The organism is Candidatus Kuenenbacteria bacterium (assembly GCA_012797775.1).
Lineage (GTDB): Bacteria > Patescibacteriota > Patescibacteriia > UBA2196 > GWA2-42-15 > JAAZMX01.
In genome coordinates, this window is the sequence record JAAZOM010000023.1 from 17,637 (window position 1) to 42,438 (window position 24,802).

Below are 24,802 nucleotides of genomic sequence, written 5' to 3' on the forward strand. Positions count from 1 at the left end.
TTATTGTTCATAACTATTTTACATTAGCAAATTTTGTGGCCTTGAGTTGGCCATTAAATTTCATTACTTTTCTGGTTATAAATTCTACTTTACCTTCTTTGACCGCGTATATTGTGTCATCGCCACCCTTTCTGGTGTTGAGCCCCGGATGTATTTTTGCCCCTCTTTGACGGACCAAAATATCGCCGGATTTTACTTTCTCACCAGCCGTAGCTTTGACGCCGAGTCTCTTTGATACGGAATCTCGTCCCAATTTTGTTGAGCCGCCTGCTTTTCGATGTGCCATATAGGTATTTAATGGTTATTATTTATTAAGAAATAGTATATCAAATATTCTGTCCCTGTCAAATTTCCTAAAAAGGATTATTCTTTATATCTGTCATTTCTAGGGCTTGTTTCTTTGCTTCATCGGCATTTTTTATTTTTTCCCAAAGTTTCATATCCACAACTTTTACTGCCACTTGCCCTTTTATTCTTGATAAAACATTGATATCACCAAGACACTGGTATAGGTTGTTATACAAGAAAAAAATACAGACCAAGATTGCGATAATAACAATAAAAGTCGTTGTCCACTCCAATCGGGAGATGATTGCCGTTGTTATTTTATGGGTATTTTTTTTATCCATATATATTTATTTCCAATAGGTGATAGCGGAAATATTTACCGACAAAATATGTTCTTCTACGATCACTTCTTCTGCTTTCCCGTCTTTTGCTGTTTGTTGGCCAGCTTTTTTCGTGTAGTTTACTGTTCCAGAAGAATTTATTCTTATTCTATTTATATTTATATAATAATTGATTTTTTCCAAGCTATTTATATAATTCATTGTGTTATGGAGACCGCCATTCAGCCTTATCTCCACTGGTACTATTTTTGCTCCCCCAGGGGCTTCACCGCTATCATTATTAAAAAGAATTTCCTGCTCTATCCCATTTTCGGTAGCTATTCTTTCTAGGTCAGTAATAAATTTTAATTCTTCGCCCTTTTTTAAAAAGGGTTCACCGAGCGCTTCTAAGTTTTTTTCTACATAATTTAGATTTTTTTGGTTTGTGGTGATGTTTTGCCCGAGAGCCAGGAGATCTTTTAGATTGTTTTTTTCGGCACTAATCAGAAGCTTGTCTTTTTTTATTTGGTTAGCCGCTGGAGCAATAACAAAAAATATCAGCATCAAGCCGATGAAGATCAAAGTACCGATTATAAGATAATATTTTTTATGCATAAATCCGATTTATTTCATCGTTGCCTCTATCGAGAAATCTATATTGTTGCGCCGCAACAAGTTTGACACCGGTGACTTGATGTCCGCCACCAATGCAGAATTTCTCAAATTATCCTCAAGTTTTAAATAATCCGCCCTACTCTCTGCCAGGCCATATAGCATTATTTTTTTATTTTCTTTACTTAGTTCCAGAGAGTTTATTTTTATATTTTCTGGCACTAGTGCTATCACATCTTTCAATAAGACAGACCACTTCAAATAATCTTTTTGTAATTCTATTATTTGCCCCATTTTTTTATTTATCTCATCTACCGCATTCTCATCGGTTGTCGGAGCGTATTTGGCCATATTTTCTATTCGATAATTCAGATATTTTTGGCCAAAGAAAAAAACTATAGCTATCAACACTACCACCACAAATATTGCCAGGACGCTGTTGGCCACCTCGGCAGCCAGCATGTCTTTTTTTATTTGTTCTTTTTCTTTTTCGCTAAGCAGGTTTAGTCTAATCATTTTTTTCTAAGTAGTTTCTAAGGGCCAGCCCAATAGCCGTTGTATATGATAATAACCCTTCCCTTTTTTCTGGTTTTGTTTCTATATTTTTCAATGGGTCACCATATTCCACTTTCCGACCAAGCCTATCTTCAAGTATTCCGTCAAGATTAAACATATTGGCTCCGCCTCCGCACAAAACAATCTCCAGACTGCTGGTATCTTTACCAAAATGGGTTTGATAAAAATTATCAGCATTTATTATTTCATTTATCAATTCATCGATGTTGTTGTTTATAATCTTTAATACCGCCCCCTTGCACCTCTTGGGGTTTGTGCCACAAATTATCTTTGCCTTTTCAGCCTCGTCTTCGCTCAGCGACAACTCTCTTGATATTTTGTCAGTAATATTTTTGCCCGATATTTTGTTGAGGTTGTTGGTAAACTGGATAAAGCCCTCATCAACCAAAATCAGGCTGGTTCTTGTCGCACCGAAATCAACAATTATTTTTGGGGGATAATCACGATTTTTGTTTTTGGGGCTATCTTTTTTGTTTATTAGCTTTGATAGCCAATTGATATCTTTTGTCTTGTTTTCCTCGGCCAAAACACTCCTAGCTATTGCTTGGGCCTCTATTTCCAAAGCAGCAACACCCACTCCGGCCATTTTGCAAACATTAGTGTATTCTTCGGCTACCGATTGTGGCACCACACCTACTAAAAATTTTTTATTTTTTTGGTCTTCATTATTACCTTGCCAGTCCATTTGCACATCTTCAGACGATATGGGCATATGCCTCGGCAGCTCCTCCCTGATAGTTTCTTTCACGGGCTGATTTTTTTCAGGGATCTCTATGACTTTTATAAAAGTTTTGGTCTCGGGCAACGACAAAACAGCATACTTGCTGGTAAATTTTTTTTCTGATTTTTCCAGAATTTTTTTTATTATTTCTGCCACTCCCTCTTCATTTTTTATCTCCCCATCTTCTATATAGCCCAAAGGCACAGCGGCTGAGCCCATCGCCCTTATATATTTTTTCCCAGCCCTTATCCCTATTTCTATTGCTTTTATAGACAAATCAGAGATGTCTAGGCCAAATATTTTTTTTGGTGAACCAATAAGGCGCATATTTTATTTTTCTGTCACCTCTTCCCACTTCAAAAATCTATATTCTCCGGTTGTGGGAAAGCTGGGCGGCGGATTATAATTTAAATTTGGGTCATAAATAGTTTCAGTATTGCGGTAGCCGGAGACGGTATTGCCACCAGCGTCAACCCATGACCAAGTCCAGATATTGTTTGTTATAATTGAGCCGTAGATTGTTATATTATTTCTCGATATATAATTTCTGGCGTTGGCTGGTACGGGGCGGGCACAGCCATTGCCATAACAGTAGTGCTTTCTGTATATCCGTCCCTTTTGGGCGAGCATAGCCGCATCTATTTCCAAAACATCGGGAGCAGCATAAAGAGGAATTATAATATCTGACTGGGAAACCAGTCCAAGGGTATTAGTATTGTCCCTAGAGACGTAAGTCAAATTTCCATTAATTCTTATTTTTGTTGTTTTGCCAGACTCTGGGAATTTGGCCGAGGCCAAAGTTGTTCTACCCTTTATCACCCCATTCACCCAAACATCGTCTTCTACAAAAATTATACCACAATTATTTGGTATCGCGTAGTTTCCCTCAAACTCTTCTCTCTCAAAATCATCAGTATCACGTATCCAGCCATTTCCATCATAACCCCAAACAGGATTTTCTACTTTTGTCACCCTATAAACATCAAAAGTGCCATTATCTTTGAATACAAAATGATAGCCCAAACCTCTTTGGGGCCAATAGCAGTCTGCCTTTGGCGCGCAACTCACTGTTTGTGATAGGGTCATTAGATTCCTAAGATCGATGGTCATGGCATTAAAATCTACATTATCACCAGGATATTGCCATAAATTTTTATCACCACCCTCTCCCCAGACTCCACTGCACGTACAGCCATCCGGATTTACCCAACTGCAGTCTGGCGCAAGGGTATTACAGTTTGATTGAGTACAACCATGTTCACTACCGCAGATATAGGTTTCCTTTCGCGAAGAAGTTGTGTTATCATTTTGTCCGTCCATCCTTATCCCGCCGTTAGAGTGTACTGGCCCATGCAATGTTTCATTTTCTCCAAACCAGGCATTGGAGTTGGTCAGAAAAGCATAGGTTGACAAGGACTGCTTGCCATATTTCACTCTTATTTTTCTCTTCACATCTGGATCATTGTCCATATAGCCCGTCGACTCTATTGTTACAGCGTTGGAACAATCAACTTCCGGTGCCGTTATATTCAATTCATATTTTCCCACAACATTGCCAAGATTATCTTTATAATCATGTATATATGGGCCCTCTTCTCCTGTCCCGTCCTGATAATCGCTCGGCGCGTGTATCAAATGCCATCTATAATAATTTACCCCAGCCTCCGCCGCCGCCAAGGCTTTTTGCCAATTTATTTTTTTTAACCCAAGTTTGTGTTGCGAAGAAATAATGCCCGCAATACCGATCGCCACTACTGTGAAAAGGGTAGTAAAAACCAAGGCCATTATCAACATGCCGCCCCTCTGGTTTTTTATGAGATTATTTTTTTGCATGGGGAGATGATTAGCAATAAACAATTAACAATTCGCAGTGGCCACATTATTTTTATTAATTGTCCGCTGTTTGTTATTATTATATCATATTTTTCTTTGTGTTATAATATTTATATAAATTAATATTATAAAAATATTATTATGGCCGCACAAAAAATTATTTTAGTTGTTGCGCCGAGCGGCTTTCAAGATGACGAGTATCGCCTCACCAGAGAAGAGTTGGAGCATGCGCATCACGATATTGTTGTCGCCAGTGTCAAGATTGATCAGGCCATAGGCAAGTTTGGCAGTAATATCAGTGTTGATTTGGCCCTTTCCGATCTCAACCTAGATGACTGCACAGCGCTGGTATTTATTGGCGGACCAGGCGCCGAGATTTATAAAACCGATCCCGTTGCTCTAGATTTAGTGAGCCGAGCAATGGCGAAAAATAAAATTTTAGGAGCTATTTGTATTGCCCCACTTATTTTTGCCCACGCCGGTATTCTTGATGGCAAAAAAGCCACTGTCTGGACTGATGAAGGCGTCAATTCAACAGCTAGAGAATTAGAGCAATTTGGCGCGATATATACTGGCGAAGCCGTGGCTATTGATGGACAAATTATTACTGCCGACGGCCCTTCGTCTGCCTCAGCTTTTGGCCGGGCCATTGTCAAAGCCCTGGCCGTCATATAATTGATATAAAAAATAAAACCGCCAGATAGACATTTTGACCCAGTTTTTCTAGCGGTTTTTGGTTCCCAAAACAGTCTTGGGGTTTAAAGAATCCACTCATCTGCTTGCGCGAGATGTGGATATTTTTTTTTCAGCTCTTCGGCGCCGTTTTCTCCGCCCTCATTTTTGGGCAATATTTTTTTGGGCGCAGTAATAGCGGCAATACAAAGCATGAGCGCGAGGTTACTTGCAGTCGTGGCTACTTTTGCGATTTCATTTGCAGTACTCATAATAAGCCTCTCTCGTTTTTATTTGGGGTTTTATTTTAGTAGAGCCGACAGGATTTGAACCTGCGTGATCCTGAATGTTTGTCAGGTGCCTAGCCGCTCAGCCACAGCTCTGGTAGTTGTTGGTGGATAGGGGTAAAACTAAAAAAGAAAGAACCCAGACTGAGCATAGAACCTAGTCCAAAAGGAAATCATTTTGTAGTTTTTAGTATGGCATTGCTTCTGGCGGGGTTTTTATACCCTGGTCATTTTTTAGGGTGGACTCCTGATTTTTGAGGATAGCTCTAGACAAAAAGGCAATATTCACCATTTTCTTCGCCATCTTGTTTCCCTGGTCTTATAACTGGCAACAATAAAAATGACATTTGAGCCGGTCTTGCCTCTTGGGCTAGAATGGCGACATATTTTTCCACATTGGCAAGCTCTCTCCTGAGCTCCTTAGCCGCTTGTGGTTGTTGCCCACGACGATGATTTCCTAGCACTCGAAGATAACTAAGGCGCAGCTCGTTGAGTCTTAATTTTAAAGCACTAAGAGCGGTTAGGTCAGACCACATAAGGCCTCCTTTGTTTTTTTGTTAATTTTTGTTTTTGGGCCAATACCTTAATATAAAGCTTTTTCTCGGCCCAGTTATGGATTTTTGTTTTTAATTTTTATAGCTGTTCGTGGTTGACGAAACAAAAAATCGGACCTTTTTATTGCCCGATTTTAGGTTATAATTAAAGCTTCTCTAACCCAAAAATCAGGCCAGTCCGATCAACAAAATAATAGCAATAATCAAACCAAAGATATTGGTGCTCATGAGGATGTTGATTTGTTTTGCTATCTTATTCATAGATTGTAGTTTTATTATACTAAATTTTTATAATTGGTCAAGCAAATATTTTTTTAGCTAAAATAAGCAATGTTTTTAAATTTTGAATTAAAAATTAAAATTATTATATTTTTATCCACAGTTAGCCAAAGTTGACTTTCGCGAAAAGTTATTCTACAATAACAAGCACATATGAATACAAAATTATCCAACCATATCAGCTGGAATTTGGCCATCATTAAGAAGGTCTATTTTGACATGGCTTATTTCCGGGGATAATTACGTTCGAATTAATACAAAAATCACAATCCCCGGTCACAAAGCCGGGGATTTAAAATTTAAAAATCAAAAAATAAACTGGAGGGAGGTGAAGCTTATGCCATATCATTTTTATCGCGGCTATGATGATTGCGATCCGCCAACCGAATGAGCTTTTATCAAATTGGATTATTTAAACCGGAGGTATGGATGTGCAAGATTTCGTATCGTAGGACCAAGCGCAGTAGAAGCGAGCATCGTGGCAACCCAAGAGGCAAAAAACGCCAGCGCAAGCGAGCCAAAAATGATTATTCACTCGCTCGACGGGAAGAAGCCTCACGGTTAGCGGTTCAAAAACAAAAAAGGAAAAAAAATGGGCACAAATGATTTATCCGAACTTGGCAATACTTCTAGACTAGGCGCACTCGGGCAGGAAAAGATTGTCGAAGAAAAAAGAGCTGACACAGTATCAACCTCTGCAGATCATGTTGGGTCAGAGCTGGGCGACCCAACCAGCTTGCCATTTGCTATCAATCCGCTTCGTCGTGACCATCGAGGCCACCGGAGGGGGCTTTTCTAAAAAGGGGAGATCAATTTTCGAGGAGCCGGTTTTTATAACCAGCTCCTTTTTTATTTTATTTATAAAATGTTATAATCAATTTATATGAAAGTCCCTCCACTCATAAAAAAAATTGAATCAGCTGGATTACTTGGTCGCGGTTGTGGTACTTTTCCTTCCTATCAAAAATGGCTGGCGGTTTTGAATGCGCCAGGCAGAGAAAAATATATTGTGGCCAACTGTTCTGAATCTGAGCCTGGCATTTTTAAAGATGAATTTATTTTAGACCGCTATCCAGAGCGCCTGATTGATGGCATTCTTCTCGCCATGAAAGCTCTTGGAGCCAAAAAGGGTTTTATTTATCTCAATCCCAAATATTATCAAAAGTTCCGCAAAAAATTGATGCTATTCATCGGCGCCAATAATATCGAACTTTTCGCCAAGCCAGCCGCTGATTATATTGGCGGCGAAGAAACCGCCGCCCTAAACTTGATGGAGGGTGCTCGTGAAGAAGCGCGTCTGCGTCCTCCCTATGTCACCGCCGCTGGTCTTTTCGGTCGGCCCACACTAGTGAATAATTGTGAAACTTTTTATGACGTTTCTTTGATAAATGAAGGTTTGTACCAACATGAAAGATTTTTTTGTATCAGCGGCGATGAATTTCCGAGAAACGTTTATTCTTTCCCCGAAAAATTCACTGTCAAAGAAGCACTTTTAAAAAGTGGCCATTATCCCAGATTTCCGTTTTTTGTTCAGCTCGGAGGTGCTATGGCTGGAGCTTGTCTACGTGATAACCAACTTGATATCCCCATTCAGCATTATTCTGGCCTGATCATCCACCGCCTGGATACCGATGAGAAAAAATTGTTTGACTACTGGCTGTCATTTTTCATGCGCGAATCCTGCGGCAAGTGCGTGCCTTGCCGGGAAGGGACTTATCGGCTTTATGAGTTATTCCAAAAAGATGAAGTCGGCAGCCAATTATTTTGGGACATTATCAATTCCATGCAAAAAACCACCATTTGCTCCCTTGGTAAATTTGCGCCCACGGCAATTGCTAGTTATCTAAACAACATCAAAAGATTAAAAAGTAATTAATCTCCATGCCAGCCAACTCTATACTTATCAATAATAAAAATTACTCATTCCGACCGGGCCAGACCATCCTAGATGTCTGTTTGGATAATAATATTTTTATCCCCGCTCTCTGCAAACATCCAGATTTGTCTATTCAGGGCAAATGTCGAGTTTGTTTGGTGGAAATTAAAGGTAGGGGACTAGCCACTTCGTGCTCTACCCCAGCTGAGAATGGCATGGTTATTAATACTAATAGCGAAGAAGTCGCCAAAGCTAGGCAGACCAACCTAGAGATGATCTATGCCGAGCACATAGAAAAATGTGGCAGCTGTATTCAGGAGCACAATTGCGCCTTGAAAAGATATGCGGCTCGCTTCGGTTTGAGCCTGACGCGCTTTCATGACAGAAAATCATCAAGTCCTATCTGGCAGCTCGGTGCTTTTTCCTCATCCGAGATCAAAAAAAGGCGCCAGCTTATTGATAAAAATTTTAAAGGAAAAAAAGAAAAAACTTTTCGGCAAAATCAGCTCGAAACGCAAAGTTCCGGCTTTGTCGAATTTGATAGTACCAAATGTATTGATTGCGGTATCTGCACCGAAGTCTGCCGTGACAAGCAGACAGTTGATTTTTATGAAACTGTTGGCAAGGGATACCAGACGCAAACCAAACCGACTGATGATGAATCCAAAGATTGTGTTTATTGCGGTCAATGTATTGTCCACTGCCCTGTCGGAGCTATTCAGGGCGTGCCTCATTGGCCAAAAGTGGAGGAATTATTAAAAAATAAAAAAAAGCATGGTAAATTAATTGTTGGCCAAATTGCCCCTTCCATCCGTGTTAGTATTGGAGAGGAATTTGGTCTACCTTATGGCCAAGTAGTCACCGGTCAGTTGTCTGCCAGCCTGAAAAAACTAGGTTTTGATGCCGCCTTTGACGTGACCGTTGGCGCTGATTTTACCACTTACGAAGAAGCACGCGAATTACTCCATTGGTTGGGAAAAGGCAAACCTCGCCCCATGATTACTTCTTGTTGTCCCGGCTGGGTGAAATTCTGTGAATTTTATTTTCCTGAATTTGTTTCTCATTTGACCAGCACTCGTTCCCCCGAAATAATTTCCGGCGTTTTGGCCAAAACCCATTGGGCCAAAATAAAGAAAGTAAAACCCGAGGACATTATCGTCGTTTCTATTATGCCCTGCACAGCCAAAAAGCAGGAAATCGGTCTTTTGCGCCACCGACTGCCAAATGGCCTGCCCGCTGTTGACTATATTCTGACTACGCGCGAATACGCCTATCTTTTAAAGCGCAAAAAAATTGATTTTCCAAGTCTTCCATCTCGGCCCATGGACAATCCCTTGGGTGTTTCCTCGGGCGCTGGTGTTATTTATGGCGCTTCTGGTGGCGTCATGGAGTCAGCTCTACGCACTGCCGAATATTTTCTAAGTCTGAAAAAATCTGGTCGCGAACTACAAGAAATAATTCTTGGGACCAAGGGCCAGTGCCGCAATCTCAAAACCCCGCTAAATTCAAAAAGGATTGAATTTAAAGATGTCCGCGGTGATCAGGGCATCAAAGAAGCAGCCGTAAATCTGGCTGGCACGAAATTAAAAGTCGCCGTGGTCAATGGCCTAGGTAATGCTCGCCGTATTTTAGAATCTATCCGCGACAAAAAAGCCAAATACGATTACATTGAAATCATGGCCTGCCCCGGCGGCTGTATTGGCGGAGGCGGCCAGCCAGTACCAGTTTCCGCCGCCATCAGGAAAAAAAGAGCCGCCGCTCTTTATGAAGTCGACCGCCAATTGCCAGTTCACTCTGCTCACACCAATGAGCTTTTACTCAAAACTTATTGTAGTTATTTTCAGGGCGATGAAAAATTAATTGAAGAACTCCTGCATTGCCGTTATGAAATTAATCCTCGTTCCGGTTACCAAGTAGCCAAAAGTTAGTCTGGCCATAAAGCCCGCTTTCTAGCGGGTTTTTTTAAATAGGTCTTTTATGCTAAAATAAATAAGTAAATGATTATCAAATAAATCGTTTGTTTTATGGACAAAAATTTAAAATTGGAAGTTCTCAAACAGATTTCCGCGCTCGCTTCAGCTGGTTTTGGTCTGGTAGCGGCTTTGGCTTGGAATGAAGCGATTCAAAAATTGTTTGAGGCCATCTTTGGCAAGCAGTCCAATTTAATTGCTATGTTTGCCTATGCCGTTTTTATTACCATTATCGTCGTAGTGATCTCTATGCAGCTCGGCAAAATGACCAACCGTCTGACCAAAGACAACGGGCAAAAATAAAATTAGCTGTTTTATAATTAACCTGTTATGAAATTAAAAAATTTTTCTGCTCTCAAAAATATTCAGGGCAAGCGTATTTTGGTGCGTTGTGATTTTGATGTGCCCCTTAAGAATGGGAAAATAATTGACGACAGCCGGCTAAGAGCATGTTTGCCGACAATTAAATTTTTACTCAAAAAAAGCGCAAAAGTTATTTTAATTGGCCACCTTGGGCGACCGCAGGGTAAATTTTCACCAGAACTAAGTTTGGTGCCAGTGCAAAAACACCTAGAAAAACTGTTAAAGCAAAAAATTACTTTTATTCCCATCGAGCGTTATGTTGGCGAAGCGGCCAAGAAAAAAGTTAGACAGCTAAAAACTGGCCAGCTCGCCATGCTGGAGAATCTGCGTTTCTCTGATCGCGAAGAACTAAATTGCCGTCGTTTTGCCAAGTCATTGGCCGGCTTAGCCGATATTTATATTAATGAAGCTTTCGCTGTCAGCCATCGTGCGGCCTCCTCCGTCTCCGCCATCAGGGAATATCTGCCGGTCTATTCCGGCTTACACTTGGACGAGGAGATTGAAAAATTATCCATTACTCTTAAAAAACCAACTCATCCTCTAACTTTGATTATTGGCGGGGCCAAGATTGAGACCAAATTGCCAGTAATCAAACAATTTATTGATAAGGCTGAGCATATTCTGATCGGCGGCGCTGTGGCTAATGATTTTTTCAAAGGGCTTGGCTATGAAGTCGGCACTTCTCTTATTGACGAAGAATATATCAAAGATGCCAACACTATTCTGGAAAAAATTGCTCATTCCCAAACAAAATTGATCCTGCCGCTAGATATTAAAGTCGCCAATGGTAAAAAGGCAATCACGAGAGAGCCACACGCTGTTTTGTCTGATGAAATGATTTTAGACATTGGTCCGAAGACCACCAAACTTTATCAAGATATTATTCGCCAATCCAAAATGATTATCTGGAATGGGCCTATGGGCAAATTTGAAGATCCGCGATTTGCCTCAGGCACCAGGCTGATTACCGAGGGTGTTTTAAAATCGAACGCCAAATCTCTGATTGGTGGCGGCGAAACTGGAGAGATTTTCAAAAATAAAAAATTACCACAGCATATTTTTATTTCAGTCGGCGGCGGCGCCATGCTCGATTTTTTGGCCGGCAAAAAATTACCCGGTTTAAATTAAATATTATGGATTCTCAAATTAAGAAAATATTAGCTCGGGAAATTTTGGATTCCCGTGGCGATCCCACCATTGAAGTATCTGTTACTTTGGAAAATGGCCTTACTCGCGTTGCCTCTGTACCATCTGGCGCTTCGACTGGCATTCACGAGGCAGTGGAATTGCGCGATGGTGACAAAAAGCGTTACGGTGGCAAAGGTGTCCTCCGAGCTGTCAAAAATGTCAACGAAAAAATCAATAAATTTCTGACTGGCTTTGACGTGCTCGACCAAGAGAAGATTGATCAGAAAATGATTGATATGGACGGCAGTGCCAATAAAGAAAATCTGGGTGCTAATGCCATGCTTGGAGTCTCCCTCTCCATAGCCAGAACCGCCGCCACTTTCAAAAATATTCCTCTTTATCAATATTTGCGCCATGTTTTCAATCTTAAAAATCGGCCTAGCTTGCCCATCCCACTGTTTAATGTCTTTAATGGTGGCAAACATGCCGATACCAATTTAGACTTTCAGGAGTTTCATATTATCCCCATAATGAATACCAGCTTCAAAGAGCGCTTGCGCAGCGGTTCGGAAATTTTTCATGCTATGGCGGCCGTTTTGAAAAATTACGGGCTAGATATAGATGTGGGCAACGAGGGTGGTTATGCTCCAAACATTGATTCTTCGGTCAAGGCGGTTGAATATATTATGGAGAGTATTGATCAGGCCGGCTACAAAGCTGGTAAAGAAGTAGTTTTGGGCATGGATGCCGGCGCCTCGAGTTTTTACCTGCCCAAAGAACGTCTTTATAACTTTAGTTTGGATGAGTCATTTCTAGAATCCGACCAGCTTATTTATCTTTACCATGAGTGGTTTAAAAAATACCCATTTATTTTAATTGAGGACCCATTGGCCGAAGACGACTGGCACGCTTGGCAAAAAATGACCAAGGAATTCTCGGGATTAAAGCTCACCATACATAACTACCGCCTTGATGACAAAAAATTTATCAAATTACATGAAAAAAATCTTCGCCCGATCATTGTTGGTGATGATTTATTTACTACCAATACTGGGCGTCTTGGGGAGGGGATAAAGCTAGGCGTGGCCAATGCCGTGATCGTCAAACCCAATCAAATCGGCACCCTAACTGAAACAATTAAGTTTGCTCGTTTGGCCCAAAACAACGATTATCAGCTGGTAGTTTCTCATCGTTCCGGAGAGACATTTGATGATTTTATAGCTGATTTATCTGTGGCCCTCGGCGCCGAATTTATAAAGGCGGGCGCTCCTTCGCGAGGCGAGCGTGTTACCAAATACAACCGTTTATTAAAGATTGAAGAAGAACTAACCTAGTTTATGGCTTCAAAAATTATCAAAAACCAATATTTTCCAGCCGCCCTCGTTATCCTTGATGGTTATGGCTTGGCGCCCTCTGGCGCAGGCAACGCTGTCCGGCTGGCGAATACGCCTTTTTTGAATAAAATATTTTCCAGTTATCCCTACACAGAATTGCGCGCTGCCGGCGAGTCGGTCGGTTTATTCCCCGGCGCCACTGGCAATTCTGAAGCTGGACACTTGAATTTGGGAGCCGGTCGAGTTGTCTGGCAGGACTTAGTTTCTATTTCTCATTCTATCGAAGATGGTACTTTTTTCAAAAACGCCGCTTTTCTTGAAGCTATCAAACACACAAAAAAAAATAGATCCAACCTGCACATTATGGGTCTCTTGACCGGCAAGAATTCCGCCCATGCCTACCCCGATCACCTAGATGCGCTTATTCGACTGACTCGTGAGCAGGGGGTTAAAAAAGTTTATTTTCATCTTTTTACTGACGGCCGCGACGCTGATAAATATGAAAGCTACAATTTACTGAAAAATATTTTGGCCAAATTAGATTCTAGTAAAGAATTAGTAGCCACCATAATGGGTCGTTTTTATGGTATGGACAGAAAAAAGGAATGGAAGAGGACAGAGTTGGCCTACAACTGCCTGATTGATGGTGGAGCTCGCCAGTGTGAAGGGCCACTTCGTGCCATTGAAGAGGCTTATTCCCGGGGAGAATCAGACGAATTTATCAGCCCAACTATTATCACCCAAAAAGGCAGACCGCTGCCAAGGATAGACGACAATGATTCGGTAATATTTTTTAATGCTCGCTCGGACCGCGCGCGCCAGCTGACAAAGGCATTTGCCCAAAAAAAATTTAATGATGATAATCTTGGCTCTTTTAAGCGCAAAAAGGTTATTAAAAATCTTATTTTTATTGCCATGACGGACTTTGGGCCTGATTTGCCTGGTATCTTGACCGCCTTTCCTTCACCCGATGTCAAAAATACACTACCGATGACCTTAAGGCATCTGCGCCAGCTCTATATCGCCGAAACTGACAAATATGGGCATATGACATATTTTTTTAACGGCGGTTATGCCTCTCCAGTCGGCGGCGAGAATAGGATATTGATTAATTCTCCAGCCGTGGATTCTTATGACCAGACACCAGAGATGTCTGTCGGCGAAATTACCAGTGTAGTTATAAAAAGTGTGGAGAAAAAGATTTATGATTTTTTTGGTATAAATTTTGCCAATCCCGATATGCTTGGCCACACCGGCAATCTGAGCGCCACTATCAAGGGCATTGAATTTATGGACAAATGTGTTAAAAAAATAACAGAGACTCTGGTTTATAAAAACAACGGTCTGTTGTTTTTGGTGGCTGACCATGGTAACGCCGAAGAAATGATTGATATCAAAACCGGCAAGGTTGATACCAAACATTCTGTCAATCCAGTGCCGTTTTGTATTGTCGGGCCCAAGAAGAGAATCAGTTTTATCAAAAAATTAAGGCCCGGCGGCGCCCTATCAGATGTCGCTCCGACTATTCTTTTCTTATTAAAGCAAGACAAGCCAGGTGATATGACTGGCAAAAATTTAGTAGTTTCTTGATTTATGAATATCGTTATCTTCGCTGGCGGGATTGGTACGCGCCTCTGGCCTCTTTCTCGGGCCAATTCTCCAAAACAATTCGATGCTATCTGGGGTGGTAAATCGACCCTGCGTCTGGCAGTGGAGCGCCTACGGCCGACTTTTTCGTGGCAAAATATTTTTATTCAAACTGTCTCGAATTTCCGCTCGGCCGTTGCCGCGCAGATACCCGAATTGCCAGCCAAAAATATTTTTATCGAGCCTGACAGGAGAAATGTCGGTCCAGCGGTTTGTCTCGCTATGTCTCGGCTCCGGCAGTTGGGACAAAATGGACCAGTCGCCATTGTCTGGGCTGATCATTTGGTAAAAAACCCAAACGAGTTTATAAAAAATTTAAAAATAGGGGAAAAACTTATTTTAGAACAACCCAATCGTTTTGTCTTTCTGGCCGAGAAGCCGCGCTTTGCCAATAACAATCTTGGCTGGTTAAGGGCCGGCAAAAAAATGGGTCAGCTTTCCGGGGTCAATTATTTTAGTTTTTTGGGCTGGCAATATCGGCCTGACCAAAAAACCTGTGACCAATTTTTCCGCTCCAGCGATTATTATTGGAATCCCGGCTATTTTATCAGTTCAGTAGATTTTATCTTGTCAGAATATCAGAAATTGGCTCCTAAGATTTATTCCCCAGTTCAAAAAACCCTCTCCGCCAAGAACGTTAGGCAGGTCTTTGAATTTTACAGCCAGGCGCCCAAGATTTCTTTTGATAATTGTTTGATAGAAAAAACAGATTTGCGTGACGCCATCGTGCTGAAAACCGATATGGGCTGGAGCGACCCCGGCACTCTTTATGCGCTCAAAGAAGCCCTGCAAAAAAAGACCACCGACAATGTTATTTCCGGGGCTGTTTTCAATCTTAACACCGAGGATTCCCTAGTGTACAACCTAGAAAAAGGCAAGCTTGTTGCCACCGTTGGTCTCCATGGTATGGTGGTTGTCAATACCAAAGATGCTGTTATCGTTGTCCCCAAGGATAAAGTAAAAGAAGTGACCGAACTGGTCGAGGCCCTGAGCCGCGACGGCTACAAAAAATATCTTTAAATTTTTATGAAAAAAATCATTTTTTATTTTATTATTTTCGTTATCATCGCTGGTTTATTTTTGAGTGGCTGGTTTATTTTTGAAATATTAAATCCCACCAAAGCTGAATCAACCTCTGTTTTTGTTATCCAGCCGGGGGATGGGGTCAATCAGATCAGCTACAATCTAAAAAAACAGGGTGTTATAGACAATTCTTTTGTTTTTGAGACCTATGCTTATCTCAAAGACATTGAGGGCGGTTTTCTGGCCGGGGAATATTCTTTACCTTCCATCATCAACATCAAAAGGTTAGTCGATATTTTGACTACTGGTGAGGCAGTCAATGATTGGGAGCTAAAGGTGATTGAGGGCTACACTATTAAAGATATTGACGAGACTCTTTCCTCTCTCGGCAAATTTAAAAGTGGTGATCTTATTTTGGCAGTGAAAAATATCAACCAAGACTTTCTTTCCACTTATGGTTTTTTGTCAGACAAACCACCAGCGGCTAGCCTAGAGGGTTTTCTCTTCCCAGATACCTATCGTTTTTTTAATTATGCCACCCTGGAAGATGTTATTAGAAAATTACTCAATAATTTTGACAAAAAATTGAGTGAAGAATTACGCACCGAGATAAAAAATCAAGAAAGAAGCGTTTTTGAGGTTATCACCATGGCCTCGATCATTGAAAGGGAAGTTGCTACCGAGAATGATCGCCCCATTGTCGCTGGTATATTTTGGAAAAGGTTGGAATCTGGCATGCCCCTGCAAGCTGACTCCACAGTCAACTATATAACTGGCAAAAATACGCCCGCTGTTTCCGGAGTAGATCTAAAAATTGATTCTCCTTACAATACCTATCTCTATCCCAGCCTGCCACCCGGGCCGATTTGCAATCCCGGGCTTTCGGCTATCAAAGCCGCTATTTATCCCGAGGAATCAGAATATTGGTTTTTTCTTACAGACAAAAATGGCAACGTCCACTATGCCAAAGATTTTGAGGAGCACAAGGCCAACAAAGCCAAATATTTATCCGACTAATTATCCGCTTGACGGCAGAAAGGCATTATAGTATTTTATATTCATGTCCCCTTAAGCAGTAAGCGGCCAATCGCCGCTTTCTCCGCAAGGAGCGTTTTAACGGGCTGCCCCCAAGCCGTTCTGTTATCAAAAAGAACCGCTTAGGGGCTCTTTTTTATTTGACAAGTTTTTCAGCTTTTGCTATAGTATTTTTAACAATCAATTTTGCCATAGACAGCAGGCACCGGCCTATTAGGCCCCTAAGTCCTGCCGAGGTAAATATCTAGCCGATTTCGGTCTATATTTTACTCTGTGGCAAAACCACAGTTTTTTAATTAAATAAATAATAAAATATGCCCAAATCAAGACAGCAAAAAGAAACAGTTTTGAATAATTTGGTCGCCAATTTGAAAAACGCCAAAGGCGTAGCTCTGGCCGCTTTTTCTGGCCTCAAGGTTCAATCTGACCGGGCTTTTCGTGCCAAGCTTTATCAGGAAGGTATAGAATATTCAGTAGTCAAGAAAACTTTACTCAAAAAAGCCTTTGATGAATTGCAGTATCCGGGTAACGAGATTGATAGCCTTAAGGGTAATATCTCTATTGCTATTTCTGGCCAAGACGAGGTGTCTCCAGCCAAGTCCCTAGACGCTTTTGCGAAGGACAATGAAACAATGAAGATGGTTGGTGGTATTTTGGAGAATAAGTGGATCAGTGCTGAAAAAGTAAAATCATTAGCCAAGTTACCCAGCCGCGATCAGCTGATCGCACAGACTGTCGGCACCATCAAGGCCCCAATTTCTGGCTTTGTGAATACCCTCGCCGGCAACTTGAGAGGACTGGTGAATGTTTTGAAGGCTGTCCAGGAAAAGAAATAAATAATTATATTTAGAAAATATTTTTATAAATTAATCATTAAATACGCAAACAGGTATTTATCCCGATTGCGTTAAAGAAAGGCAATATATGTCTGATGAACAAAAAACCGCTGTTGAGGTTCCCGAGAAATTCAAATCAATAGTGGAGACCATTGAAAAAATGTCTGTCTTGGATCTATCCGAATTGGTGAAAATCCTCGAAGACAAATTCGGCGTCTCGGCTGCCGCCCCCATGATGATGGGTGCTATGCCAGCTGCGGCTGGTGCGGCTGGTGCTCCTGCCGAAGAAAAAAGCGAATTTGATGTAGAGCTGACTGCCGCCGGTGAAAACAAAATCGGCGTCATCAAGGTTCTCCGCGAAGTCACTGGCAAGGGCCTGAAAGAAGCCAAGGATATGACCGAGGCTGGTCCAGTCGTAGTCAAGGCTGGCGCCAAGAAAGAGGAAGCTGAAGAGATCAAAAAGAAACTAGAAGAAGCCGGTGCCAAGGTGACTCTGAAATAATCCACACCAATAAAAAACACCCCTCTTGTATTCGGGGTGTTTTTTGTTATTTTGTGTTTATAGTCCCAGCTTATAAACAAACTTTTCTGTCAAAATATAGAGTTCTTTTTCATTGGCGCTGGGGATGGCAGAAATTATTTTGTCCAGATTGTCTCCCAGTATTTGTCTTCGCACCTTGCCTTGTTTGTCTGCTATGGTTATCCTGTTTTTTTCTTTATCCACGAGGTAGAGCAAGTTCAACGCATCGTTGGTATAAATGGTAGTCTGGCTGCTCAGCGGCTCGTAGAGACCAGCTAAGTTGAAGTTTTCTTTTTTGCCCTTGAAAAGCTTACTCACCTCGCCATTGGCGGAGCTGATCCAAACATTGCCATCAACCATTATCGCTGTATTCCCAGACACTGATACCTCTTGCTTCAGCCACGCCGCCGGTGTTTCATAGTTATTATTATTATAGTTTGCGCTATAGATATTTTTTTCTCCAAGAATATAAAGTTTTTTATTATAAATATTTGTGGACACGACCTTGTCGTTTGCCGGCGCGGGCAATATTTTTTTCTGTGGCGCGCCTTGCCCTTTGTCCAGGAAAAACATCTCTGCGCCATCACCATACAATACCAGCTGTCTATTATCAAAAACAGTTGCTTTGCCCAAACCGGCTGCTACACTGGTAGTTTGTGAAATAGAACCATCTTTGGTATTTATTTTATAAACACCCTCGCCACCGGCAAAATAGAGATTGCCCTCAATTATTACCGCGTTGCTGCCAACCGTCACGTTTTCCGGTATTTGGGTAAAGGGGGCGTCCTTATTTATTTTTTCCAAGCGATAAATTTTATTTTTGGCAGCTTCTATTTGCCCCGACAGCTCATTGTAAGCCGCTTTGGCGCCCTCACTATCATCTTTGCCAAGCTCTGCCAAAATTCCTTGCACCTCTTGGAATAATTCTTGAGCCTTATTTTCATCTTTATAGATCAGGGCGGCCTCTATTGAATTTATTTTATCTTTGATTTCGTTTGCTGCTAGCTCTATTTTTTTATTTTCCGCGCTCTCAGCTCTTTTATTGCTGATTATTTTTAGGCTGCCAACAAAAGCCAGGGCGATTATAATGATAAAAATAACCAAACGATATTCTTTGGCGCCAAATTTTTTGAGCCAATTGCCTTGTGTGGCAAAACGGTCTTTGCCAAAACCGAGATTTGCCGTGTGGGTTTCCTCCTTATCTTTTTCCGGGGCTTCTTTGCTCTTGAATTTTTGAGCTGATAGATCTTTTATTTTTTTTATCACATATTGCCAGGCGCTATTGACGGCTGATTTTATTTCCAAGGCAATTTTCTGTACTGTTTGAGCCAAAGAACCCCTCTCTCTTTGCTGTAGGGTACCTGGCGAGTCAAATCCTTGTAGTATATTTACTGGCGCCGCCTCGGCTGTTTCCCTATCGTTTTTATTCGGGCTGATTATTTTGGCCACTATTGTGCTAAAATCAGCCGCCACCTTGTAATCCACCAGTGTATTTTTTAGAAAGGCACAGGCCTGCGTCGGTGCTAGGGTTGTTATGGTTTTTTTGATTTTATCTTCAGCAAAATAATCAAAGATTGTAGCGTTGGAAAACATCACAATGTCATCTTTTTCTAGTTGGCCGGAAATAATCTGGCTCATTATTTTTTTTGGAGTAACTGCTTTTTTGTTTTCACTCTCTGAGCCAGAGATGTCGTGTATTTTTCCATCACGGACCAGCCAGGCTCTCATATTGTTATAACTACTCAAGGCCAACCTATTTTCTTGGATCGTAGCCATGAGCATATTTATTCTCTCTTTCAGCCATTGCCAATTTTTTTGGCTGATCTCCATTATGTTCTCATTAAAATATTGGCAAGTTGTTTCTAGCGCCGCCTCGGAATTTTTAGTCGGGGAGTGATAATAATATTCACTCAACTCCTGGACAATTTGGTTTAATATCGCGGGAACTTTTTTCTCTTTGGATTTTATTTCAGCAATAATAAAAAGTTGTCCAAGCCCACTACCAAGAGAGAGGTCTGTGGGCGCGATATAGACGTGCGAACAGCCGCCACCCTTGGGATTTTTTATAGTCAGCTTGTCCGCCTTGGTTTGGTAGTTCATATTTTATTTTTTAGGAGTATTTATTTATATTTAGTATAGCAATTTTTTGATTTTACAACAAACCTATAATATATTATAATGTTATCATATTCTTAATTCTTTTTTAAGCCAATTTTATTGCCTTTTATGTTGGAAAATCTATTTGGTTCGAAAACTAGAGTCAAGCTTTTAAATCTGTTTTTTGACAATCCCGATAGCTGTTTTTATATCAGGGGCATCAGCCGTGATCTTCGCGAGAACATAAATTCTATCCGCCGTGAAATTATCAATCTGGAAAATATGGAAATCATAAAATCAGTGCCACTGGAGACGCTTGATTTGCCCGAGGACGAATTGGCCAAAGAGACCCAAGAAAAGAGAAAATATTATCAGGTCAACAAAGATCATCTTCTTTATCAGGAGCTTTTGAATCTGATTATGCACGCCCGCGTCTTGGCCGACAAAGCCCTGCTCGATAAAATTAAATTGGAAAAGGGGATTCGACTCTTGGTCCTTAGCGGCATTTTTGTCGGCAATCCTCATGCCAGGACTGACATTCTCATTATGGGCAATGTGGATAAAAACAAAATCAAACGCCTCATGAGCAGCATGGAAAGGAATTTTGAATACCCCTTGCGTTATTCCATTATGAGCCAGCGCGAGTTTGATTACCGCAATTCTATGACTGATAAATTTCTCTTCGAGATAATGGAAAACAAGAAGATTATCGTCGTTGATCGGAGAAAATAATGCCTGATTATTTAAAATATTTTTGGCGAATAAAATATCAAGATATTAAATATTGAATATTCAATATCTGCGTGGTTTCATCTCTGTTCACTCAATTCCCCAATCTTTTCAGTTTATCTTACTAACAAAGCGCTAAGGCAACATAGCGCTTTTATTCTCTAATATGGAAAAGATAAATCTTACCCAATTTATTTCCAATTCCGGTTTGTGCTCTCGGCGTCAGGCCGAGGAGCTGATTCGTAGGGGAGAGGTTAGGGTTAATGGCCGCTTGGCCGTTTTGGGCCTAAAAATTGATCCCCAAAAAGACAAGATAGAAGCTAATGGCCAATTGATCAAACCAGCCGAGAAGAAAGTTTATTATCTAGTCAATAAGCCCATTGGCTATACTTGTACAGTAAAAGATATCCACGCCGAGAAAAAAGTTATTGATCTGGTGCCCCCATTTCCAAGAGTCTGGCCAGTCGGCCGCCTGGACAGAGACAGTCGGGGCTTGATTATCCTCACCAATGATGGAGATTTGACTTACAAATTAACTCATCCCAAGTTTGAGCACCCCAAAGAATATTTGGTTACTCTGAACAAACCAATTACTCCAGAGTTGTTGTTAAAACTAAAACAAGGTGTTAAATTGGAAGAAGGGCTGGCCAAAGTTGATTCTATGAAGCAAGTTAGCCCGACCAAGTTATCAATTACCATTCACCAAGGCTGGAAACGTCAGATCCGTCGCATGGTTGAAGCGGGCGGTTATAAAGTTGTAGATTTAGTTAGGGTGAGAATTGGCAAGATAAAACTGGGGGAATTGAAGGAGGGAAAATACAAAGAATTAAAAGAAGTTTTACCTTGAACAAGGTGAAAGGTCCCGTGGTGAGGGGCGTTTGCGACGGGATCCCTCGCTCCGCTCAGGATAAAATAAATATTTATGAAATTAAGAATTAAAAAATTAAAAACAGAAGCCGTTATCCCACACTACGCTCACCCCGGCGATGTTGGCCTAGATTTATTTTCTTTAGAAGATTATGATTTAAAACCTGGCGAGCGGCATGTTTTTGATTTGGGTTTTGCTTTGGAATTTGAAACCGGCTACGCTGCCATTGTTAAGGATAAAAGCGGTTTACCAAAGAAAGCCGGCTTACACACCATGGGTGGGGTTTTTGACGCCGGATACAGGGGTGAATACAATGTTCAGCTAATCAATCTTGGTCAAGAAACTTATCAAATTAAAGCCGGTGACAAGCTCGCCCAATTGGTTATTTTTCCCGTGGTTATTGCCGATTTGGAAGAAACCGATGAATTGTCGGATTCGGAGAGAGGTGAGGGGAGATTTGGGTCAACAGGCAGATAAAAGTTATGAAACGCGTCATCGCCGCTATTATTAAAAATTCAGGAAACAAATATCTTTTGGTCTCTTCCAAAAGAGATTTTGGTCAATTTAGTCGCTATTATTATCCCCCGGCTGGAAAAGTAGAAGTAGGGGAAAATGATTTTGAGTGTCTGAGAAGAGAATTGCGAGAAGAGCTTGGCTTAGAGCTCTTATCAGTCAAATTCATTACCGAAACACCGGGTGATATTCAGAATCAAACCACGGCTTGGTATGAATGCCATATTGACGACTATGAATTAAAAATAAATGAAGAAGAGTTATCAACGGCTGGCTATTTTAGTTTAGAAGAAATGAGACAATTAGATCTTTGGCCAGCCACTAAAAAGTTTTTTGAGAAATATATTTTAGATTAAAAAATTTAAAATTGTTATTATGCGCACGTACTTAGATATTGTTCAAAAAATTATTACCGAAGGAAAATTGAAGGAAAACCGCACTGGTATTTCTGCCGTCTCCATTGCTGGTGCCATGTTTGAGCACGACATGAGTCTGGGCTTTCCCTTGCTTACTACCAAAAAAGTACCTTTTCGCTTGGTCGCGAGCGAATTGGAATTTTTTATCAAAGGCATTACTGACAAAAAGTGGCTGCAAGACAGGAATAATCATATTTGGGATGAATGGTGCACACCCTTAAAAATTCCTTATGGTCATGATGAAGAAACCAAAAATAAAATGTTGGCCGAGCGCGACCTGGGTACAATTTACGGTTGGGAGTGGCGGCATTTCGGCGCTGAGTACAAAACTTACGACACCGATTATACTGGGCAAGGCGTTGATCAACTCAAAAAAATGGTTGATACCCTAAAAACCGATCCTACTAGCCGGCGGATGTTAGTTTTAGCTTGGAATCCTTTGGATATAAATAAAGCCGTGCCGCCGTATTGTCACTATGGTTTTCAAGTTACGGTTATCGATGGTAAATTAAATCTACTCTGGAACCAGCGTTCAGTGGACACGATGCTCGGATTGCCTTTCAATATTGCCAGTTACGCCCTGCTTTTACACTTGCTCGCGAAAGAAGCCAATTTAAAAGAAGGCAAGTTGGTCGGCTTTCTGGCTGATGTGCATATTTATCAAAATCATCTTGCTGGAGCGAAAGAACAATTATCCCGCGATCCACAAAAGTATCCATTACCGACCATTAAAACCAACAATTTTCAATCAATTTTTGACTGGCAATATACTGACACTGAAGTTATTGGCTATGAGAGTTACCCGACGATAAAATTTGATATTGCTGTGTAGGGGATAATAATCAAGGCCCCTACCTCGCCGGCAGGCGGGCAAGATGCAATTTCCAAATAAGCATCAAGCTCCAAATTCAAAGCACAAAATAAATTTCAAGCATCAATATTCAAATAAATAATTGCTATTCTGAGTTTTGTTGATTGAGTTTTAAAATTAAGATTTATTTAAAAATTAAAAATTAAAAAATTATGAAATTGGTCTTAATGATGGCCATCACCCTCGATGGTAAGATCGCCAAACATTCCACCCAGCTGGCCGACTGGACTTCCCAAGCTGACAAAAAAATATTTGTCGAGGAAACCAAAAATGCCGGCGTGATTATCATGGGTAAAACGACCTATGAAACTATTGGCAAGCCTTTGCCCGGCCGGCTAAATATTGTTTTGGACAAAAATCCGGACACCAGCAAAAATATTGCCGGCTCTTTGGAATATACCAATTTAGCACCCCAAGAATTGCTGGCTGATTTATCTGCCCGTGGTTTTGAGAAAGTTATTCTCGGCGGCGGCGCCACGATCAATGGTTTGTTTCTCAAAGAAAATTTAATCGATGAAATCTGGCTGACTATTGAGCCAAAAATTTTTGGCGAGGGCCTCTCGCTCTTCAAAGACGCGGATGTTGATTTGGAGTTGGAATTATTAGAAGTCAGAAATTTGTACAAAAATGTGATACAAGTCAGATATAAAGTTGCTAAATAGTATGGAAAAGATTTTTATCCAAAATCGCAAAAATCAAAAACTCGCTGTTCTTATCGACCAACCGGAAAATCCCAAGGGCCTAGCTTTTATCATGCATGGACTTGGAGGCCGCAAAGAACAACCACACATAATGACATTTGCCCAGAGTTTCCAAGATGCTGGTTATATCGTAGTTAGATTTGATACCACCAATACTTTCGGTGAAAGCGATGGCAACTATGAAGACGCGACTATTACCAATTATTATCAAGATCTGGAAGACGTTATTAACTGGTCTAGTTCACAAACTTGTTATATAGAACCATTTGTTTTAGTCGGCCACAGCTTGGGCGGCATCAGTATCGCCCTTTATGCTGAAAAATATCCAGCAAGAATCAAAGGACTGGCTCCCATATCAACCGTTGTATCATATGAACTTAGTTGTGCGACCCAGAAATACAAAGAAACAATAGATGAATGGCAGAAAACAGGCTGGCGAGTCACCGAGAGCTCCTCGCAACCTGGCCTGATAAAAAGACTAAAATGGTCTCATATGGTCGATCGGGCTAAATATGATTTATTGCCAGAGGCAAATAAGCTAACAATGCCAGTTTTAATGGCCGTCGGCGATCAAGATGACAGCACCCCGTTGGAGCATCAGAAAATATTATACGACGCCCTCAATTGCCCCAAGGAATTTCATATTATTCCCTGTGCGCCACACACATTCAAGGATCCCAAACACCTTAAAGAGCTGAAAGAAATTTTTGATCAGTGGGTTAAAAAGATTTAG

General features: G+C 41.0%; 28 protein-coding genes, 1 tRNA gene and 1 other annotated feature. Of the genes, 19 read left to right on the forward strand and 10 right to left on the reverse strand.

The annotated features are described in order from the left end of the window. Positions 1–13 precede the first annotated feature (13 nt). From rpmA to GYA54_03305, 6 genes are all read right to left on the reverse strand, one after another. Positions 14–286 carry a 50S ribosomal protein L27 gene (gene rpmA, locus GYA54_03280; protein NMC51723.1) on the reverse strand — a complete coding sequence of 91 codons (273 nt, stop codon included), beginning with the start codon at positions 284–286 and terminating at the stop codon, positions 14–16. A 67-nt stretch (positions 287–353) separates the two neighbouring features. Further along, positions 354–629, reverse strand: a complete 276-nt coding sequence (locus GYA54_03285) for a hypothetical protein (protein NMC51724.1) — start codon at positions 627–629, stop codon at positions 354–356. A 6-nt stretch (positions 630–635) separates the two neighbouring features. Continuing rightward, positions 636–1,223, reverse strand: a complete 588-nt coding sequence (gene pilO, locus GYA54_03290; GenBank protein ID NMC51725.1) for a type 4a pilus biogenesis protein PilO — start codon at positions 1,221–1,223, stop codon at positions 636–638. 9 nt (positions 1,224–1,232) lie between these two features. Then, on the reverse strand, positions 1,233–1,736 hold the full coding sequence (locus GYA54_03295) for a hypothetical protein (GenBank protein NMC51726.1): 504 nt from the start codon (positions 1,734–1,736) through the stop codon (positions 1,233–1,235). Then, positions 1,729–2,844: a type IV pilus assembly protein PilM gene (gene pilM, locus GYA54_03300; GenBank protein ID NMC51727.1), complete on the reverse strand. Its 1,116-nt coding sequence runs from the start codon at positions 2,842–2,844 to the stop codon at positions 1,729–1,731. Before pilM ends, GYA54_03295 begins: the two co-directional genes overlap by 8 nt. A gap of 3 nt (positions 2,845–2,847) precedes the next feature. Next, entirely contained in the window at positions 2,848–4,350 is a 1,503-nt protein-coding gene (locus GYA54_03305) for a hypothetical protein (protein ID NMC51728.1), read from the reverse strand. Positions 4,351–4,491: 141 nt separating this feature from the next. On the opposite strand from GYA54_03305, the gene GYA54_03310 reads away from it, so the two are divergent. After that, on the forward strand, positions 4,492–5,025 hold the full coding sequence (locus GYA54_03310) for a hypothetical protein (protein ID NMC51729.1): 534 nt from the start codon (positions 4,492–4,494) through the stop codon (positions 5,023–5,025). An 83-nt stretch (positions 5,026–5,108) separates the two neighbouring features. Here GYA54_03310 and GYA54_03315 read toward each other — a convergent pair whose 3' ends face one another. The 3 genes from GYA54_03315 to GYA54_03325 form a co-directional block, all read right to left on the reverse strand. Further along, positions 5,109–5,294, reverse strand: a complete 186-nt coding sequence (locus tag GYA54_03315; GenBank protein ID NMC51730.1) for a hypothetical protein — start codon at positions 5,292–5,294, stop codon at positions 5,109–5,111. A 39-nt stretch (positions 5,295–5,333) separates the two neighbouring features. Beyond that, a tRNA-Val gene (locus tag GYA54_03320) sits at positions 5,334–5,405 on the reverse strand. 170 nt (positions 5,406–5,575) lie between these two features. Continuing rightward, positions 5,576–5,845, reverse strand: a complete 270-nt coding sequence (locus GYA54_03325; protein NMC51731.1) for a hypothetical protein — start codon at positions 5,843–5,845, stop codon at positions 5,576–5,578. A gap of 889 nt (positions 5,846–6,734) precedes the next feature. Here GYA54_03325 and GYA54_03330 point away from each other — a divergent pair. The 11 genes from GYA54_03330 (at position 6,735) to rplL (ending at position 17,856) form a co-directional block, all read left to right on the forward strand. Then, positions 6,735–6,941: a hypothetical protein gene (locus GYA54_03330; GenBank protein ID NMC51732.1), complete on the forward strand. Its 207-nt coding sequence runs from the start codon at positions 6,735–6,737 to the stop codon at positions 6,939–6,941. Positions 6,942–7,025: 84 nt separating this feature from the next. Continuing rightward, positions 7,026–8,018, forward strand: coding sequence for a hypothetical protein (locus GYA54_03335; protein ID NMC51733.1), 993 nt, complete (start codon positions 7,026–7,028; stop codon positions 8,016–8,018). A gap of 5 nt (positions 8,019–8,023) precedes the next feature. Further along, positions 8,024–9,946 carry a 2Fe-2S iron-sulfur cluster binding domain-containing protein gene (locus GYA54_03340; protein ID NMC51734.1) on the forward strand — a complete coding sequence of 641 codons (1,923 nt, stop codon included), beginning with the start codon at positions 8,024–8,026 and terminating at the stop codon, positions 9,944–9,946. A 96-nt stretch (positions 9,947–10,042) separates the two neighbouring features. After that, positions 10,043–10,291 carry a hypothetical protein gene (locus GYA54_03345; protein NMC51735.1) on the forward strand — a complete coding sequence of 83 codons (249 nt, stop codon included), beginning with the start codon at positions 10,043–10,045 and terminating at the stop codon, positions 10,289–10,291. A 27-nt stretch (positions 10,292–10,318) separates the two neighbouring features. Further along, positions 10,319–11,479 carry a phosphoglycerate kinase gene (locus GYA54_03350; protein ID NMC51736.1) on the forward strand — a complete coding sequence of 387 codons (1,161 nt, stop codon included), beginning with the start codon at positions 10,319–10,321 and terminating at the stop codon, positions 11,477–11,479. A gap of 5 nt (positions 11,480–11,484) precedes the next feature. Then, positions 11,485–12,813: a phosphopyruvate hydratase gene (gene eno, locus GYA54_03355; protein ID NMC51737.1), complete on the forward strand. Its 1,329-nt coding sequence runs from the start codon at positions 11,485–11,487 to the stop codon at positions 12,811–12,813. Between the two features lie 3 nt (positions 12,814–12,816). Further along, the gene (locus tag GYA54_03360) at positions 12,817–14,403 is read left to right on the forward strand and encodes a 2,3-bisphosphoglycerate-independent phosphoglycerate mutase (protein NMC51738.1); all 1,587 of its coding nucleotides are present in this window, start codon (positions 12,817–12,819) and stop codon (positions 14,401–14,403) included. 3 nt (positions 14,404–14,406) lie between these two features. Further along, entirely contained in the window at positions 14,407–15,480 is a 1,074-nt protein-coding gene (locus GYA54_03365) for a mannose-1-phosphate guanylyltransferase (GenBank protein NMC51739.1), read from the forward strand. A 6-nt stretch (positions 15,481–15,486) separates the two neighbouring features. Beyond that, the gene (mltG, locus tag GYA54_03370) at positions 15,487–16,500 is read left to right on the forward strand and encodes an endolytic transglycosylase MltG (GenBank protein NMC51740.1); all 1,014 of its coding nucleotides are present in this window, start codon (positions 15,487–15,489) and stop codon (positions 16,498–16,500) included. Between the two features lie 189 nt (positions 16,501–16,689). After that, positions 16,690–16,821, forward strand: a sequence feature (ribosomal protein L10 leader region). Between the two features lie 11 nt (positions 16,822–16,832). Further along, positions 16,833–17,354, forward strand: a complete 522-nt coding sequence (locus GYA54_03375; protein ID NMC51741.1) for a 50S ribosomal protein L10 — start codon at positions 16,833–16,835, stop codon at positions 17,352–17,354. Between the two features lie 88 nt (positions 17,355–17,442). Beyond that, positions 17,443–17,856 (forward strand): 50S ribosomal protein L7/L12, encoded by a 414-nt coding sequence (gene rplL / locus GYA54_03380; GenBank protein NMC51742.1) that lies wholly within the window; start codon positions 17,443–17,445, stop codon positions 17,854–17,856. 57 nt (positions 17,857–17,913) lie between these two features. On the opposite strand, the gene GYA54_03385 is transcribed toward rplL, so the two are convergent. Beyond that, positions 17,914–19,974 (reverse strand): hypothetical protein, encoded by a 2,061-nt coding sequence (locus GYA54_03385; GenBank protein NMC51743.1) that lies wholly within the window; start codon positions 19,972–19,974, stop codon positions 17,914–17,916. A 126-nt stretch (positions 19,975–20,100) separates the two neighbouring features. On the opposite strand from GYA54_03385, the gene GYA54_03390 reads away from it, so the two are divergent. The 7 genes from GYA54_03390 (at position 20,101) to GYA54_03420 (ending at position 24,802) form a co-directional block, all read left to right on the forward strand. Beyond that, positions 20,101–20,703: a hypothetical protein gene (locus GYA54_03390; protein NMC51744.1), complete on the forward strand. Its 603-nt coding sequence runs from the start codon at positions 20,101–20,103 to the stop codon at positions 20,701–20,703. 163 nt (positions 20,704–20,866) lie between these two features. After that, a complete protein-coding gene (locus GYA54_03395) occupies positions 20,867–21,547 on the forward strand; it encodes an rRNA pseudouridine synthase (protein NMC51745.1) in 681 nt (226 codons plus the stop codon). A gap of 75 nt (positions 21,548–21,622) precedes the next feature. Beyond that, positions 21,623–22,045 carry a dUTP diphosphatase gene (gene dut / locus GYA54_03400; GenBank protein NMC51746.1) on the forward strand — a complete coding sequence of 141 codons (423 nt, stop codon included), beginning with the start codon at positions 21,623–21,625 and terminating at the stop codon, positions 22,043–22,045. 5 nt (positions 22,046–22,050) lie between these two features. After that, positions 22,051–22,437 (forward strand): NUDIX hydrolase, encoded by a 387-nt coding sequence (locus GYA54_03405; protein ID NMC51747.1) that lies wholly within the window; start codon positions 22,051–22,053, stop codon positions 22,435–22,437. Between the two features lie 19 nt (positions 22,438–22,456). After that, the gene (gene thyA / locus GYA54_03410; GenBank protein ID NMC51748.1) at positions 22,457–23,329 is read left to right on the forward strand and encodes a thymidylate synthase; all 873 of its coding nucleotides are present in this window, start codon (positions 22,457–22,459) and stop codon (positions 23,327–23,329) included. 191 nt (positions 23,330–23,520) lie between these two features. After that, entirely contained in the window at positions 23,521–24,030 is a 510-nt protein-coding gene (locus GYA54_03415) for a dihydrofolate reductase (protein ID NMC51749.1), read from the forward strand. A gap of 1 nt (position 24,031) precedes the next feature. Then, positions 24,032–24,802, forward strand: a complete 771-nt coding sequence (locus GYA54_03420; protein ID NMC51750.1) for an alpha/beta hydrolase — start codon at positions 24,032–24,034, stop codon at positions 24,800–24,802.